Origin of the sequence: Methylophilus sp. (assembly GCF_035460085.1) — a bacterium.
Classification (GTDB): domain Bacteria; phylum Pseudomonadota; class Gammaproteobacteria; order Burkholderiales; family Methylophilaceae; genus Methylophilus.
Genome location: NZ_DATHWZ010000089.1, coordinates 39,724 through 56,645, shown reverse-complemented (window position 1 = coordinate 56,645; position 16,922 = coordinate 39,724). Strand labels below are relative to the sequence as shown.

Annotated in this window: 16 protein-coding genes; 1 reads left to right on the top strand and 15 read right to left on the bottom strand. The window is 43.1% G+C overall.

Features of this window, described 5'->3' with window-relative positions:
- Positions 1-136: 136 nt before the first annotated feature.
- From VK958_RS12370 to epsL, 7 genes are all read right to left on the bottom strand, one after another.
- Positions 137-988, bottom strand: a complete 852-nt coding sequence (locus VK958_RS12370) for a glycosyltransferase family A protein (protein ID WP_325241782.1) — start codon at positions 986-988, stop codon at positions 137-139.
- Positions 989-1,033: 45 nt separating this feature from the next.
- Positions 1,034-1,753, bottom strand: coding sequence for an exosortase C-terminal domain/associated protein EpsI (locus VK958_RS12365; RefSeq protein WP_325241780.1), 720 nt, complete (start codon positions 1,751-1,753; stop codon positions 1,034-1,036).
- A gap of 13 nt (positions 1,754-1,766) precedes the next feature.
- Complete coding sequence (gene xrtB, locus VK958_RS12360; protein ID WP_325241778.1) at positions 1,767-2,663, bottom strand: exosortase B; 897 nt, start codon at positions 2,661-2,663, stop codon at positions 1,767-1,769.
- A complete protein-coding gene (epsG, locus tag VK958_RS12355; protein ID WP_325241776.1) occupies positions 2,664-3,533 on the bottom strand; it encodes a chain length determinant protein tyrosine kinase EpsG in 870 nt (289 codons plus the stop codon).
- 42 nt (positions 3,534-3,575) lie between these two features.
- Complete coding sequence (gene epsF / locus VK958_RS12350; protein WP_325241774.1) at positions 3,576-4,925, bottom strand: chain length determinant protein EpsF; 1,350 nt, start codon at positions 4,923-4,925, stop codon at positions 3,576-3,578.
- A 15-nt stretch (positions 4,926-4,940) separates the two neighbouring features.
- Positions 4,941-5,969 carry an SLBB domain-containing protein gene (locus tag VK958_RS12345; RefSeq protein ID WP_325241772.1) on the bottom strand — a complete coding sequence of 343 codons (1,029 nt, stop codon included), beginning with the start codon at positions 5,967-5,969 and terminating at the stop codon, positions 4,941-4,943.
- Between the two features lie 396 nt (positions 5,970-6,365).
- Positions 6,366-7,565 carry an XrtB/PEP-CTERM-associated polysaccharide biosynthesis outer membrane protein EpsL gene (gene epsL, locus VK958_RS12340; protein ID WP_325241770.1) on the bottom strand — a complete coding sequence of 400 codons (1,200 nt, stop codon included), beginning with the start codon at positions 7,563-7,565 and terminating at the stop codon, positions 6,366-6,368.
- A 254-nt stretch (positions 7,566-7,819) separates the two neighbouring features.
- On the opposite strand from epsL, the gene VK958_RS12335 reads away from it, so the two are divergent.
- The gene (locus VK958_RS12335) at positions 7,820-9,226 is read left to right on the top strand and encodes an undecaprenyl-phosphate glucose phosphotransferase (protein ID WP_325241768.1); all 1,407 of its coding nucleotides are present in this window, start codon (positions 7,820-7,822) and stop codon (positions 9,224-9,226) included.
- A gap of 44 nt (positions 9,227-9,270) precedes the next feature.
- Here the strand turns inward: VK958_RS12335 and miaA are convergent, their stop codons facing one another.
- The 8 genes from miaA to VK958_RS12295 form a co-directional block, all read right to left on the bottom strand.
- Positions 9,271-10,227, bottom strand: coding sequence for a tRNA (adenosine(37)-N6)-dimethylallyltransferase MiaA (miaA, locus tag VK958_RS12330; protein WP_325241766.1), 957 nt, complete (start codon positions 10,225-10,227; stop codon positions 9,271-9,273).
- 51 nt (positions 10,228-10,278) lie between these two features.
- Positions 10,279-10,653: a 4a-hydroxytetrahydrobiopterin dehydratase gene (locus tag VK958_RS12325; RefSeq protein ID WP_325241764.1), complete on the bottom strand. Its 375-nt coding sequence runs from the start codon at positions 10,651-10,653 to the stop codon at positions 10,279-10,281.
- A 107-nt stretch (positions 10,654-10,760) separates the two neighbouring features.
- The gene (locus VK958_RS12320; protein ID WP_325241762.1) at positions 10,761-11,600 is read right to left on the bottom strand and encodes a triphosphoribosyl-dephospho-CoA synthase; all 840 of its coding nucleotides are present in this window, start codon (positions 11,598-11,600) and stop codon (positions 10,761-10,763) included.
- Positions 11,601-11,631: 31 nt separating this feature from the next.
- Complete coding sequence (locus VK958_RS12315; protein WP_325241760.1) at positions 11,632-12,528, bottom strand: ATP-grasp domain-containing protein; 897 nt, start codon at positions 12,526-12,528, stop codon at positions 11,632-11,634.
- 140 nt (positions 12,529-12,668) lie between these two features.
- The gene (mch, locus tag VK958_RS12310; protein WP_325241758.1) at positions 12,669-13,643 is read right to left on the bottom strand and encodes a methenyltetrahydromethanopterin cyclohydrolase; all 975 of its coding nucleotides are present in this window, start codon (positions 13,641-13,643) and stop codon (positions 12,669-12,671) included.
- Positions 13,609-14,667: an ATP-grasp domain-containing protein gene (locus VK958_RS12305; protein ID WP_325241756.1), complete on the bottom strand. Its 1,059-nt coding sequence runs from the start codon at positions 14,665-14,667 to the stop codon at positions 13,609-13,611. Before VK958_RS12305 ends, mch begins: the two co-directional genes overlap by 35 nt.
- Before the next feature lie 53 nt (positions 14,668-14,720).
- Complete coding sequence (locus VK958_RS12300; RefSeq protein WP_325241754.1) at positions 14,721-15,614, bottom strand: NAD(P)-dependent methylenetetrahydromethanopterin dehydrogenase; 894 nt, start codon at positions 15,612-15,614, stop codon at positions 14,721-14,723.
- Positions 15,615-15,760: 146 nt separating this feature from the next.
- Complete coding sequence (locus VK958_RS12295) at positions 15,761-16,735, bottom strand: beta-ribofuranosylaminobenzene 5'-phosphate synthase family protein (RefSeq protein ID WP_325241752.1); 975 nt, start codon at positions 16,733-16,735, stop codon at positions 15,761-15,763.
- Positions 16,736-16,922 lie beyond the last annotated feature (187 nt).

Sequence of the window (16,922 nt, the reverse complement as noted above, 5' to 3'; positions counted from 1 at the left end):
TAACAAGCCCAAAAAAGAAAGCAGATAGAATTGCTATCAAAAAAAGAAATATGATGGATTTATTCTGAGTTAGCTTGGACACTTTGGTACGCCATAATTAAGCAAGGGAAAAATAAGATCAAATGAGAGAACAATATTACTTTAACCTGAAAGTCGCCGCTATAAGTACGATTAAGCCTTTTAGCCAGAAGCCATTTTTTATAAAACTAACCCAGTCCGAAATATCCGGACGAACATTGTAATATCTAGAAAACATTTGCAATTGCAGCATTTGACTCTGGCGCTTAGAGTCTGCACAGTGCTTGAAAGTAAACCGTTGATAAGCTGTTTTCAGTTTATTTCTTGCTTTAATTGAAATCCTATCAGTTCTCGGCGTATCGTCCATAATTTGAGTTGGAATATCAAGTAAGGATGCTTTGCCAAATAATTTCAATACTCGATAAAAGAACTCCATGTCCTGCCATGCTGGCATTTCCTCATCAAACAGCCCAGCTTCCAGGAATACTGATTTAGGCGCAAAAATTTGATTCCCAATGTGGTTAAATTCAAAAATCTGCTCGTGCCCTACATGTCCAAGCTTTTTGGATTGGTTAATCTCGACGCCATCTCTATAAATCAAGTCTGGGGTATATAAGCATGATGGGTGGATGTTATGGTTTTTTAAAAATGTCCAATAATCTACAAACAACTCCAGTCTATTGGGCAAAAACTCATCGTCATCATCCAAACCAGTAATAAATTCACCACTTGAGCTTTTAATTGCCAAGTTTCTTGCTGCGGGCGCGCCTTCAGATTTAGCTTTGATAAAGAATTTCAACCTGCTGTCACTTGCTGATTTTTGCTTTAAATAAGCTTCTGTATCGTCAGTTGAACCATCGCTTACGACAATTACTTCCAAGTCTTGATAAGTTTGATTCAGTACCGAATCCAATGCTCTGGCAAGTGCGTCTTTACGATTTTTTGTAGGTATATATACAGTGACTCTCATACATTATCTTTATGCTTTAAGTGAGATATCAATTTAAAAATTCATTTAAATTGCTACAGGCACCAATAGTTTTCGGCTATTGCCTCTGACCGATTCAATTAAATCATTCAGGAATTTTTCATGTAATTTGAAAAGTGACTCTGAGCCAACATCGCTTTGAGTTACAGATGAAACTCTGACTAGCATGCCATCATCAAATCGTTGCTTGAGCAATCCATCTTTGATAATTTTTAAACGCATTTGCAGACCAGATAAAAAAGTACCATCACCAACTCGTATCCAATAACTTACAGCCTCTAAATGAGATGAACTGGCGTAAAGTTGATTCTTGCCTATAATTGAAGATTCATTTGCAGCAATACGGAAAGTAGCTAATTGCGACTTGAGTAATTGAAAGCCTTGGGCCGGATAGCAAATATCTGGCTGGTGTACTTTAACATCTTGACGTTGCTCTTTCGCATAAGCTAGAGCTAACATAACCTTAGCGCCTTCCTTATTCACATAAGTACGCATTAATACATCATCATAAATCTGATTCTGCACATTATTATCACTGACCAAACTCACTTGCTGAACTTGTTGAGGGACTGTTTTCCAATCACCAAATTCTGTAGGTATATTATTTTCCAGATCACTTGCATAGGTAGCATAGTTCGTAACCGGCTTCATCCCAATTGCAATAATCAAAACACATATACTCAGGACTAATAAAACGATAGCCGGACGCATCTGAACATTAGGCAATTTATGAATCATGTCTTTCATCTTAAAACCTGTATTAGTCCTGGCTCAGCAATGGTTTAATCTTAAAATGCTCAGCGAGCTTTTGAATGAGTGTATCTATTACAATAATGAGTACAAGCGCCGTCATAAACAAAATCATTCCTGAGAAGTTATGCAGGAACCCCTGCCCTGCCTCATCACCAAAATGATAGGTAATGAGAGCGAGTGTACAAACACGTAGTACGTTTGAAGTAAAGGAGATGGGTACGATCAGGATAGCAAGTAATACGTTACGCCAAAATGCCTGATGATTAATCACATTTATGTAGAGTAAGCCGATAGCTTCAAGCGTAAACAAAGAGTTTAAGCCAGCACATGCATCTGCCACCAATAATTTATATTGCCCAATTTGAATAATCACCCCAGAACGAGCAATCGGGTAATCGAGCGCATATAACAAGTGCTCTGATGCAAATGAAACTGCGATTTTCATTGGCTGCGTGATCGCATCAATGATTGAAGCAGGCCAAGGCATTAGAAATACAAAGAAAAATAAGGCAAACCAGTATTTAAGAACCGTTTTAACACCGAAAACAATACAAATCAAACCGCAGAGAATAGCTACTAGTGATATTACAGAAAAAATATAAACACTTTGCGAGTAACCAACCAGGTAAATTAAAGCCCCGCATATAATAAAAGACCAGCCTATTAAAGGTGCCGGTCTGATGACGGGCCGCTTTTCTAAAATTTGATTTGTTTTAAAGTAAAAAAACCAGATTGCAATCCCTAAAACAATGGGACCATGAGATTGCGTATCGCTATTCCATACATTGACAAAAAGATCATAAAAGACTGGAACAAACAACACCAACACTGAGAGCAATAGTGCTAAATATCCCAAAATCTTTTGCTGCGGCTGTGATCCCATAAAAAAAGCTTGCGAACTCATCTAAGCGACCATATTCAGTGCAATTTGAACCTCGATACCGAGAGCACGGCATGCTTCGATAGCTGCTTGTGTATCTTTAAGCGCCGTTTTATGTTGCTCAGTTGCAATCAAAACTCCACCAATCTTCTTGGCCAATATCTGGGCATCTGAAGACTGTAAAATTGGTGAGGTATTCACAATAATCACATCATATTGTTCAGAAAACGCTGCCAGTAATTGATCAAACGCTTCTTTATTCAAAAGCTCTTGCGGATTCGGTGGAGTAGTGCCTGCAGTTAATACACTCAGATTCAAGAGGGATGGGATTCTGACCAGGACATCCATCGAAGCCCTGCCAACCAAAATGTCGGACAATCCAGAATTATTATTTAATCTAAAAATTTTATGCAACGATGGTTCACGCAAGTTGGCATCTATCAATAAGGTACGTTCCCCAAGTTGCGAGAAAACCACTGCCAGGTTTGCTGCAAGGCTGTCGTTACCATCCATTTCTTTTGAGGAAGAAATGGCGATTGCTTTATGACCACGCTCAAACCAGCGCAACATTAACTGTGTGCGTAAAGACCTTAGGGACTCTACCTGTTTTGAAAATGGATCAAAAGCTGCCACAAGGCTACTGCTGAATGAGGCTTTGTCAGGCGTAAGATAAGGATAATCGAACTGATATGACAATGCCTTATTGATATCTTCCATTGTGACAAAACCCAAGGCTAAAGCAGCCTCGCCAAAGCGCATGGATTTTTCTTTTTGAAATTTCAAGATACGCTCAGCATCTTTGTCAGTGATTTTCCCCATATCAAGCAATAAATGACCAATGCTTGAGGAGATAGTTTTAACCGGAGCTTTAGTGTCAGTTTCTATAATGTTCATACTTAATGGCTCTTACTTCATAATGTAAAAAGAGAAAAACACTTAGGCTTTAATGACGCTGTATTCATAAACTGGAATTTCTGCTAAACCGACAATGTCATCTTTACTCCGAACTCGTCGGTCGATAAACTCTGCAATCAGAGCAAAAAAGCAACCCAGCATTATTCCAATGATCAGTGAAAATGGCGCTATTAAAATCAATCTTGGATTGCTTGGAGATGTAGGAGGTGTCGCCGCTTCCAGAATTGAAATATCTGCTTGGTTTGATTGCCCCTCTAATGCTGTTTGACTGAATCTGTTATTCACAGATGCCAATGCGTTTTGTGCGATTTCGATATCTTTCTCTAGAATCATTAACTCGGAGCGGGATCTATTTAATTCTAGAACTTTTTGTTTTTGCTTCTCGAGTTGGGATCTTACATCGCCCAACCTTTGTGAATTTATGCTTGCACTGTTACTTAAACTCACTACCGTTCGATCAATCTCCGTTTGCAACTGACTTCTTAATTTAGAAACTTCAGCATCTGTTGAAATATATTGAGGATGGTTTTTGCTATAACGTTGACCTAATTCTGCTAATTTTGATTCTGCGCTTACTAGGCTCATGCGTAAATTCTGAATCACAGGATTTTGCGCCACATCAGGCGAATCACTGGTATTTTTCGCTGCGTCATTCCTTCTAGAATTAGCATCGATAGACTGAGATTGCATCATGCCATATTGAGATGATAAATCTCTTAGCTTGGATCCTTCAACATCGTAAGCTTCTTGAATACTTGTTAAACCATGATCTTGTTGATACTGAGAAAGTTTCTCTTGTGATTTTTGTAGATTTTCACGCAATACTTTAGTTTGCTCAGAAAGATATTGAGATGCCTTTAACGCAGGATCCATTTTTAATTTAAGCGTAAGCGTGATGTATGAGTCTGCAAATGCATTCGCCATAGTTGCAGCAAATGACGGCTCAATACCTTTGTAACCAATCAGGATAACACTGCTTTCCCTAGAGGGTGTAACGCTTAAGTTGTTCAATAATCTTTCAGCCAACCACTGATCGATATCAACACTATTATTTTTTATGGACTTTTCAAAATCTTCTCTGATCGAGGGAATTTCAGAGAGTTTTAATTTTTTAACTACATCAATCCCTACACTTTTACTCTGAATGATATCAGCCTGAGTACCAAGAAAGCCTGGCATCAATTGTGCGGGTATCGTAGTTCCGGTAACGGGATCGACCCCTTTGTAATTTAAAAGCACTTTAGTCGTTGCAAGATAATTCTTTGGCCACAGCATGCTCACGATAACAGCTGTAAGCATGGTCAAAATTGCGACGATAAAGATAATTTTCTTTCGTGCTGTAAGGATGATAAAAAATTGTGAGAAATTCATGACTTAACCTAAAATTTAAAGCAAACTTTCTTCAATGAATAAGACATCCTCATCCATCAAAGTACCTGTTAGCTCTGGAGTTTGTTTTACCAACTTGCCATCCGCGTCTTTCCGATGCAACTTAACGGAACGTTGAGTACCACGTATTGTGATTCCCCCTGCTTTCGCAATTGCTTGCATGACAGTCATATTCTTATCTATCTTATACATCCCTGGACGCTGCACCTCACCATAAATGTAAACCTGTGGTGCTTTAGGAATATAAATCACATCTCCTGGGACCAGATCTTTATTGAATTCAGCTGCTGGGGAACGGAAAAGCTCATCAATATTGATTTCTTTAGTATCTGGCGAGCCAGAGCGCGAAGTAGTAAAAAACAGAGATTCACCCGCCGCTTCATTAGCGCCACCTGCAAGCGCAACAAAATCACTTATCTTGCGTGTCCCACCTTGAATACCATATTTTCCAGGGCGTTGCACCTGTCCTGTAACTGCCACATCTCGAACACTGATATATACAGTTTCATCACCAATTAAACGAATATCTTGCGCACTCAAATTACGACGTTCAATAACTTCATTTAAGTCATACTCGCTTCGTTTGTCATTGCGAACCACTGTAATTATTTCTGAGGCATCTGCAGTCAACCCACCTGCTTCCGCAATAATATCTTTAACATCACTTGGATGTGTGACAGGGTAGCGCCCAGGTTTAAGGACGCCGCCTAGGACTGAAACCATTTTGCTCTTGAATTCCAGAATTAATACTGAAACTTGAGGGTTTGCAATAAAACCTCCGCGTTTAAGCTGTTCGGCAATCCGTTTTTCAGCCTGCATAGGAGTTAATCCGCCTACCGTAACTTCACCAATAAGCGGTAATGTAATCAATCCATCCTCAGCAACCCTTATCTCTCGTGTTAAGTCAGCATCTCCATAGACTATAATCCGTACAGAGTCTCCTGCTCCTAATGTATAGTCAGCATGAGCTAGCGCACTAAATAGAATGATAAAGCTAGTCAATAAATATTTTATATAACGGGACATACTTTGTTCTCTTCTGTAAATTTTTAAAAATAAAACTATTTAAGCTGGCTATATGCAAGACTAACATGGTTTGAAGTTCCGACAATAGCTCCTTCGAGCACCAAGCTGAATAATAAAATATTTGCACTACAGGCTTTATGGATGTATTTTAAATTTCTTTTGTGACAAAAGCTTTTATATCTGGTTCAAACAGCATTCTTTCGAGTCAGCTTTACTTTATCTCTTCAATAGGTTTGTCCAAATCTTCATCAAAACATTTAATAAAGAAACTTTCGATTTTTTGGAGTGATGAATTCAGAAATACTTGAATTGTAGTTATTTTTTAAGGCATACAATGCATTAAAGTGATTATATTCAAATAATCTAAATCGTTCTTTGCAGCTAAATAATAATTAGTTAAATCTTAAGTTCTAAATTTATTGTGGTAAGAGTATCGTCATAATCGAATCGAGCTACTGTAGAGTCACGATATGATTTGACACTTCTCAGCGACAACCCAACATTCTTAGTAGGATTCCAGTTAATATTTACGCCGTAAGAGTGTTCTTTATCTTTTCTACCACTAGTATCAAAACGTTCTCTTCCTTCAAAATCACGTTCTGAATAACGCAAATTTAAGCCAGCCTCTATTTTTGAAGTAAGATCATAGGTTACGCGAGTAGTGAATGTATCTGAGATTGAATATGTTGAATTACTGGTTTCAAATGGAGATGCAGAGCGTGACAAGACAAAGTTGCTTTTAAGTTTACCGGTTAAAATTAAATTGTAATTTACATTCCCTACAAAAGCCTTGTAATCACGCACAGAAAAATTGTCATACTCTTTAGTAATATGTCCCACTTTTGCGCTCAAACTACTTTTTCCTTCTTCGGGTATGTATAAATCTATCTCATATTCATTTTCTTTATAGCCATTATCAAATGCATTCACAGGATCCAGTGGCCGCTGACTCAAACCACCACTTCTATTGTGAGCCAAAAATTTCAGGTATGCGCCTGAAGAAAAATCGTAACTAACCCCGTAGTCTACGCCTTTGGCATCAAAGTCTGTAATAGCTGTAAACGTCTGACTATTTTCCAACTTATTCTGACTCACTCCCAATATTAAACCCCAAACCTTATGCGGCGAATATTTTGCAGTAAACTCATTAGTAATAAATGTTCGTACATTTTGTTGGGTGCTAAGAAAATCGCCAAAGTTATTCATACTTTCAGTCTGGCGAGAACTTAAGGTACCAGTCAAACTAGGGGTTAGAGTCCATAAGTAAGCAGCACTATAATTTTTACCAACAAAGTCCAGATACTCATTTTCACGATATTTATTATCGATTACCCAAACATCCAAAATCACTCTTTGTAAAGAATAAGATTTATCAAACTTAACTCCTATGGTCGAGTGAGTAATTTGCTCTGAAGTCTCATTATTAGCCCTCCTGAACAGATTATCATCATAGGCCCTATCAATAGAAGCTCGGAATTGCAATGTGTCTAACTCATCTGCCCAGACGATAATTGATGACAAATTTAAGGAGAAGCAGCCCAACAAAAGCTGATGTTTGAAAGATATTAACTGTTTACGATTATGCTTAAAAGGCATGAAGCCACCCTGATTTATAAATCTTTTGCTTTATTCTACTATTATAAAGTGAATAACAGCGGACTTAATTAACTGCTATCTTGGAACAAGCATTTATAAACATGTAATGTTGCAGGAATAGCAGGAATTTTTTTGACAGATTATCATGTTAGCGTCCGTCTTGCATCTACCCGAATAGGGCATCAGTTAAACAAAAATTGCTGTAAACATAACGGATGCGTTAAACTCTGCCTGAAGAAATATACAAGAAATTTATGGCTACTAAAAAACCTCCTATCAGAACGCTTTCAGGCCTTTCCGCTAGTGCCAATAGTCCGTTGTACCTTTTAGAATCCATTGTCGAACCATTGGTGATGGTTTTTGTGCTGTGGGGTCTTTTCATCTACACCGAAAACCAAATCCCGATGTCGATATTTATCGTATCGATTGTATTGTTTTCGATTACTTTCCCTAGCGGCGCCAAAATTCGCAAGTCATTTTTTTCCATGTGCAGGGATGTCATCGCACAATGGCTATTAATCGCTTTTTTTGTTTTAATTTTTGCTTATGTCACCAGATACATCACCCTCTATAGTGAGCAGATGATTCTAGCGTGGTTGATTATCACGCCGCTTGCTCAAATTGCCGCATTACAACTATTAAAATTGGCAAGTCCCAAGTTGATTGAATGGCAAGGCCCGCCGCAAAATACATTGATTGTTGGCTTGAATGAACAAGGTATTTTATTAGCCGATAATCTAAAAGAAGATTATTACCAGCGTATTAATGTGCTCGGTTTTTTTGAAGACCGTTCGCCGGCGCGCCTCGATCAGGAGTCTGATTATGCTGTTCTTGGTAGCTTGAACGAATTAAGCACTTATCTGCGCCTGCATACCGTTCATAAGTTGTATATTGCTTTACCTATGTCCAGTCATCCGCGTATTTTGAAAATGCTGGATGACCTTAAAGACACCACCACTTCAATTTATTTTGTACCAGACATTTTTGTGACCGACCTGATCCAAGGCCGCGTTTCTGAAGTCAATGGGATTCCTGTGGTTTCAGTATGTGATACCCCATTTACCGGGATGGATGGTTTCACCAAGCGCACGGCTGATGTGTTGTTTTCTTTATTCGTGCTGATTCTGATTTCACCCATTTTGCTGATCATTGCCATTGGCATCAAACTTACCTCCCCTGGCGCTGTGATTTTCAAGCAGCGTCGATATGGTCTTGATGGACAGGAAATTCTGGTCTATAAATTCCGCTCCATGACTGTGACCGAAGATGGTGGCAAGGTAACCCAGGCCACAAAGAATGACCAGCGCATCACGCCATTGGGTGCTTTCTTGCGTAAAACATCATTGGATGAATTGCCGCAGTTCATCAATGTATTGCAAGGTCGTATGAGTGTCGTTGGCCCTCGTCCTCATGCGGTTGCACATAATGAGGAGTACCGTAAACTGATTAAAGGTTATATGGTTCGTCACAAGGTTAAGCCGGGTATCACCGGTTGGGCGCAGGTGAACGGTTTTCGTGGTGAAACGGACACACTGGAAAAAATGGAGCAGCGTGTGCATTATGATCTGGAATATCTACGCAACTGGAGCCCGCGCCTGGATATGCTGATTGTTGCTAAAACCGTATGGTTAACCGCTGTTGGCCAAGATAGCGCTTATTAATTTGGATACACGCTTTAAATCAAAGCCGGAAATTTCCGGCTTTGCTATTTTTTAGTATGCTGACGAATCAATGCCAATACTGAATTTAACCAGTCAACTTTCAAGCAATCAACTATTTCTATATCACCCATCCCCCGCAACCAGGTTAACTGGCGTTTAGCCAATTGCCGTGTAGCGAAAACTCCTTGATCCCTTAGCGTTTCTAAATCAATTTCACCATTCAAGTAGGCTAATGCCTGCCTGTAACCTACGCAACGCATGCTTGGACTTTCAGCTTTCAGCTGTGGATACTGCCTGAGCAGACTTTGCACTTCCTCGACAAAACCTTGTTTAAGCATAAGCTGAAAACGTTCTGCAATTCGCTGATGCAAAACAGCACGGTCACTAGGCACGAGGCCAATCTTGAGAATGTTAAATGGAAGCTCAGGTTTGCTCGATTGCGCGCGTAACGCACTCATTGTCTGACCGCTAATACGATAGACTTCCAAAGCCCGCTCAATCCTTTGAGAGTCAGTAGATTGTATTTTGGCGGCGACTGGCGGATCAATGCTTGCCAGTTGCGCATGCATTGCTGGCCAACCTACCCGCTCTGCCTCTTTTTCGATTTCTGACCGCACATTCTGGTCAGCCTCGGGTAGTTCACTTAAGCCGTGCTGCAAGGCATTAAAGTACAGCATGGTGCCCCCTACCAACACGGGGATACGTCCCTTCGCGGTGGCTTCCTGCATGAGCGAAAGTGCATCTTTAACAAACTGTGCCGCAGAATACTGTTCTAGCGGAGTAATCAAGTCTATTAAATGATGTGGGGCCTGACGTATTGTTTCGGCATCAGGCTTGGCAGTACCGATATCCATGCCGCGATATACCAGAGCAGAGTCCACACTGATGATTTCTACAGGTAGTTGTTGGTATAAGGCAATGGTGGCTGCTGTTTTGCCGCTTGCAGTCGGCCCCATCAGGAAAATGGCAGAGGGCAGGCCAGTTTTAACAGGTGAAGACATACAACTTCATCATGACAATCAATAACTTAATAACCGCTCTAGGAAAGCTGCTTATTTATCGTATTTTACATAACTGAAGCGCAAGTCATCTTGCGGGGTACCCTCAAGCGCTGAACCGGCTTGCGATTGCGGTTGCCATTGAATCACCTCTTCAATTTTACGTGCCAGTTCAATATCTTTCATGGTGATGCCTTTGGCACTATGGGTGCAAAGCTTCACAATCACAAACGCGTAAGAAACAGTCAAATCCGGATGGTGCCAGGCGGCTTCTGCCAAATGCCCGACAGTGTTCACCACCATGAGCGTACCCTTCCAGCTATTGGTTTTGTATTTGCGGCGGATCCAGCCTTCTTCATAAAACCAGTGCGGCAATGATTCAGCAAAATATTGCTGGATTTCCTGCTCGGTTAACACCTGTTCAGTCATAGCGTTCTCCTTTGGATGGATATTATTTAAACTGGCAGTATACCTGAGCCATCGCAGTCATTTGCATGAATATCCATCACAGGAGACCACTAGAATCGTCTAGGTAACTAGGCTGCGCTGAGCATTGCCAGCATGGCTGTAATCACGGTGAGGTCGGCACTGGTGCCAGGATTTAACCGCTCTTGTTTCAGTGATTGATCCCACTGAAGTAACGTCGCCATGTAATGTTTTGGATTTTCGAGTGCCATAAATGCCTGTGCATGTTCACAAGCTGATTGTTGCACCTTTAATGCGACTGTCTCGCCGTATTTACGCTTGATATGGCTATCCGGCGCTGACGATAGCCAGTACAGATAGACTGCGGTGAGCGCCCAGGCCGGGCGTTCCCACCGCTCGATATAGGTTTTATATAACGGTACCGCTTGAAAAATCAGTTGCTGGTAACTCTCGACATACTGGCGTGCCACCATATCGTGTGTACTTGCCAGACGCATGGCTTCAAACAGGGTAATCAGGGGTTGTTGTGATACATCGTGCTCATTGCGCTGCCCCATGCCTGCAGGATTCACCAGGCGGATGCCTGCATAGGCCCACTCTGCGTCTTCAAGTGTCGTTTCACTGAGCACTTGCTTTAATCCGGCCGTTAAAGATAAATGCGGGTATTGCAGGTCAGCCTGCACAATAGGTGCGGCGAGTAAAATAATACCGAGGTTAGTATTGCAGGCGACTTTGGCATAGGTGGCCTCTAATGCCGCCAGGATACGCTGACCCAACTTGCGATCTCCATATTGCGCATCGTCACACAGGATCGGCGCTGACACGGTGGCGCTATCGATAAAGTGTTGCACCTGCATGCCATGACCATCGGCGAAGATATGCACATTGCCTGGCTTGAGCGCTTCCAGCTCTGCCAGGCAGGCTTTTAAATAAGCTTCCTGTACTTTCATGGGCAAGCGCGGCATGTTTTAATCAGTATCATTATTTGTCGGCAAAACGCAATAAGTCTGCTACTAATATATCCGCAATATTGATACTGGTAATGGTTTGCAGGCCGCGCCAGGCGGGAATACTATTGACTTCAATGACCCACAGTTTTCCGTGTTTATCTCGCATGACATCCACACCGGCGTAATTGATACCAATGGCTGCAGCTGCCGCCACGCCGATATCAGCCACATCGATTTCATCACAGGCGCTGCACCTGGCCCCGCGCGCGACATTATGCAGCCAGTTATCGCCTTGCCGCTTCATGACAGCCACCGGCTCGCCATTGACAACGAAAACACGGTAATCATGCTGATAAGCGCCGCAATCAATTTTTTCTTGCAAGTAATAAACGCCATCGACAAACATATCCTGCGGCAAGGCAAACTGCTGCTCGTGCTCAATTAAACGCACGCCTTTGCCTTGTGACCCAAACAATGGCTTGATGACCAGCGTTTTACCCGCATCCAGCTTTTGCTGCATCAACGGATGTGCTACCTGCCGATACTCGCACACCCAGGTATTGGGCGTGGCAATGTCATGCTCAGCTAGCAATTGCGAGGTCAGGCTTTTATCCACAGTCGTTTCAATGGCACGCGCATGGTTGTAGATGGTCATCCCTTGCCGTTGCAGGGTATGCAAGATATTCATACGGGTGATGATTTGCTGCGTAGAGCCGGCGGCAACCCCACGTACAAATGCAATCGGTGAGGATTGAGCCAGGCCGGGAATATGCACCTGCACATTCTGATCTTCGATACTGACATGGCAACTATCAAGGGAAACCATATGCGCTTGCCAGCCCTGACGGGCAAAAGCGTGTGCTAGCGCTTGCCCATGCCAGCCGCCCGCCTGGGCGACTTCATCAGTAAAGATCGGGACAACTTTCATGCAATCTGGGAAAAGACTGAGCGTATGAATAGGGATGCGGCAAGGTTCTTAAACTTTAATTACTAAGTGCAACTATTAAGTTTGCGTACCTAGCCTTCATCACCCTGCCACTTGCATATCTATATTATTAGTATGGATAATTATCCACCAAAAGACTGGTTGAGTAGTGCTTCATTGAACTGTCCGGCAAAGAAAGTCCGGCCTGATTTCAGATTAGTCACACTGACTTTGGCCGGTGAAAACAGCATAGGGTCAATCTGGTAGAAATCCATATTCACGGCTTTAAACACTTCAGCAAAAGGACGTCCATAATCTTTTGAAGCCGAAGAAGGTAATTGTTGCGCCAGTTGTTCAGCGGCAGCATCTTCAGCGTTCACAAATAACTGGACGAAGCCCCCGAACAAAATCGCATCATTGGTGCGCCCCATGCCGGTCATAAAATCTGGTGATGGCGCTGGCACCGGCGCAACACCATAGCCATCGACAATCGCATTCAGATCAAAATGCAGGGTATGGCATTTATGCAAGGCGACTTCAAGCACGCGGGCGGTGACTTGCAAAGAACCAGCAATACTGCGTGTAGGGGTAAGGATGAACGTTAGCTTATTGGCTGGCAGGCCAGTGTCCCTGGCAACTTTCTCAATCACTTCCACTGGCGGGACTTTATCGGTTTCCAGCACCAATACCGATTGCTCACCTTTATCGCTGTAGTTGATATCCTTAAAAACCTCTTCGCGCTGTGCAATGGCGCGCGCTGGCCCGCTACCGAGTGAGAAAAATTTCTCATGCGACAATGCCCAACCGGCATATTGACTACCTAAACAGGCGATCACTGGTTGCCTGGCTGTAACCACGACACTCAACGGCCAGTTGGCGAATTGCGGTACTTGCTGCAGTGTGACGCTCCCCAGGCCACCCATACAGATCTCGGAGATGATACGGCCTGCTTCCAGGCCACCAGGCGATTGAATACCAGCATCAATGATGGTTGCACCACTTTCATGCGTAGTCACCAGGCAGCCCAACGCGGCTGCATTGGCAATCAGGTGTGCGACCAGTGGTGCACTGTATTGCTGTACGCTAATGGATGTTGAATTCGATGTGTTCACAGACATAAGTACCCCATAGTTTCTCTAATTGTGTTTTTTTATCTTGCAACATGTGTTGTACAGCATCCCTTGAGCTTGCTTCTGCATATAGGCTACATACTGGCTGGCCTCCAGCAATTGTGCCATTAACAGGCCGGTCTTCCAACCATGCCGGGAGCTCAGACGGGTTTATTTCTATCGTTTGCTTTGCATACACAATGCAATGACTGGCATGGATTGCGTATGGATGTAATTCGGGAATCCCTTTCCCCTGGCAACTGGCAAGATGCGCCTGTATCAACGGTGACTCCGCATACAACCGCATACTGGCACTTAGCCTGGGGTTGATTTCCAGTACATGCAGACGGCCTTTTTGCCAGATCGCATCTAAGCTATTAATGCCAATCAGGCCGGAGTCTGGTACGACAGCATCCAGCAATTCCTGCATGGCATGCGTTAATTTCGCATCATGTAAACGCGAAACCCCTGCATACGTATAAATTCCCGGCCGTTGTTTCAGGGCATGCACACCAATCAACATGCTTGAATTTTTATTTGCCACAAACAACGCACCTACAGGCTGACCAGCCAAAAATGCTTGCCAGTAACCATCCCCAATAGAATTGATACCTGAAGTTTTGTTCCAATCACGCACATGCGCCCCACCGCTTTGCCCGGCAGTCTTGTACAACCAGCGTCCTTGCTGCGGAGGTTGTGACTGCACATGTGGCGTCATGACGTGATGGCGAGCACAATGCGTGTTTAACCAAAATGGATTTTTTACTTGTTCAATCACTGCAGGCGCATTGCCTGACAATGTATAGCGCTGGCAGAGGCTTGCATAACTTTCGAGATCTGCCTCCAGGCCAGAGCCTATCAGCAAACAATCCGGTTGCCAGCTATCCAGCTTATCTATCAATGCTTTTAAATCAGCAGCACTAAGTTGCTCACATAGTGCAGGTAATCGCCATACCTCATCTGCAGCAGCCACCGTATCAACGTCTGCAAAAGCATCGATCGCTAAGACTTCAAAACCTTCGCGTTTCGCCATTTCCGAATATATACGCGCGCTTTGCGAAACAATTGCCAACCTCAAAAATGCAATTACTCTACGTGGGCGCAGGCATACTCATACGCCTGGTGGTAATCAATGTGCATAGGGGATTCACTTTGCAGCATTTGTTCCAGCAACTTGTTTTGGGTCACATACTTCAGTTGACCAATCGCCAGCGCGCCAAAACCGGCCACTTGGGTACCCTCGATCAGGCCACCATTAGAGAAAGTATCTACACCTTCAATGCCTGACGGCGGTACCGCATTCACATCAGCCACCACTTTTAATGATTTGGAATGTGCAAACTGGCGCGTTTCCAGTACACGTATACCCGCTGGCGTGGCACATAAAGCCACTGTCGCCTCGTTTAAAATCGCAATTTTGGCTTCATCCGAACTGCCATCCACCACTTGCAGACGCACATCGTAACTACTGGATAACTTGTCTACATAGGCCTGCATACTGTCTACGCCAGCGTGAGCCACCATTAAAACGGTAGAACCCTGGCGGGCGGCTATCAGTGCAGCAGTAGAACCCACGGTGCCGCTTGCACCAAAAATAGCGATTTTCTCTTTGCCTAAACCACTACCGGTTTTTTGCAAATAGAAATCGACTTTTGCCAACATCGCTGCAGCCGTGGTAAAAGCGCCGGAAGGGTCAGAAAAGGTATGACATTCAAAAGGTTTAAACATGGCACTGCGTGCCTGTTTCTGCATTTCAAGTGCAACCTGGATATCGCGGCCACCAAAAAACAAAGCCTGCTGTTTAAGGCCACTGGGACTACGTGAAAAAATCGCATCCTGGGTTAGGGCTACAATTTCATTCAAAGTCACATCTGAATAGGAAATAATTTTTTCATAGCCTGCATCAAATGCCATATTCACATCGAATGGGCTGGCATTTTTCGCGGCTGTGAACAAATGCATAATACTGGTTTTTTTCATTATTCCCCCTGTGGAATCCATTTACTAAATAGTATTACGTAGCAATATACACAATGATGCACATGTTCAAAATCAAAAGCAGACCTTAAAAACAGACACTTTTCCCGAATATGTTATTTAAGGTTAATAATCACTTAAAGCTTATTCTATATTTTTGCTTCAATCCGCGCTGGATTATTGATGGCAGCGGTCACAATAAATGATAAATGCGGATCTGTCGCATATCGCTGTAACAATGCTGCCTGTATCTGCATAGCTTCCTCTTTTGAAGGCAGCAAGACGAAGCCGGTAGGCCCCCAGGATGTCTGCCCTACGCCATGAAAACCCTGCTGCTTAAAGCCATTTAAAATATTCGCGACTGACTGGCTCGCATAAGGCCCGCCTTGCGCAGGCGCAAAATAATCGGCGTTATAACGTTGCAGCGCACCTACAAACGCACTAAAAGCCTGGAAATCCCGTTCGGCTAATGCCGGTAATCCTTGCATCAATAATTGATGCTGAATATCTTTTGTGGCTGCTGGTGTTTGTGGTGGCAACGCTTTGAAAGCAGTTTTTTCACCGTTACCATGCAAGCCATCACGGCTTTGATCAACAATCAATAAAAAATGCCATTCAGCAGGAAATGCATGGCGTGCCAGCAACGGCGGAACGATGGTTTCCGGGCCGCGACCACCATCGACTACTAATCCACCATGGTCAAAGGTAGCGATGCCTATCCCTGAGCGCCCCCCACGATGATGAATGGCAGCAATATTGGCGCTGTATATTGGCTGATTCAGAAGTGTATTCACTCCTGTACCAATCGCTAGCGCCATTTGCGTACCGGAACCAAGGCCACTGTGTCGGGGAATAGCCTGGTGAATATTTAAATCAAGCTGATCATCCTGGTTATCTGCAGCAACAGATTTCAAATGCTGTTGCAAAATATTGACTGCCCATGGATCAATATCACTTTGTTGGGATTGTCTTGAAATGGTGAGCGCGGTTTGGTAAGCATCAATGGCCACCCCTACGCTACCAAAACGGCGCTGGACTTGACCACTTAAATCAAAAAAGCCAAGATGTAATCGACCATAGGTAGTCACGCTGACCGCGCGGATCGGAGAGTTCGCTGCATTCATAACGGCAAATTATACTGATGCTGAAAAATATAGGTTGTCAGAGCGAAGCTGACGTGACATTAAAACATGATTTTGGCATAATGCTTGGATAAAAGTAATTCCTTGAAACAGGTTGTGCTCAAGAGTAAACCTCACTTTATCGAATTCGATCCATTGCTCTCGGTGAGTTATTTCATCGGCGATAGAT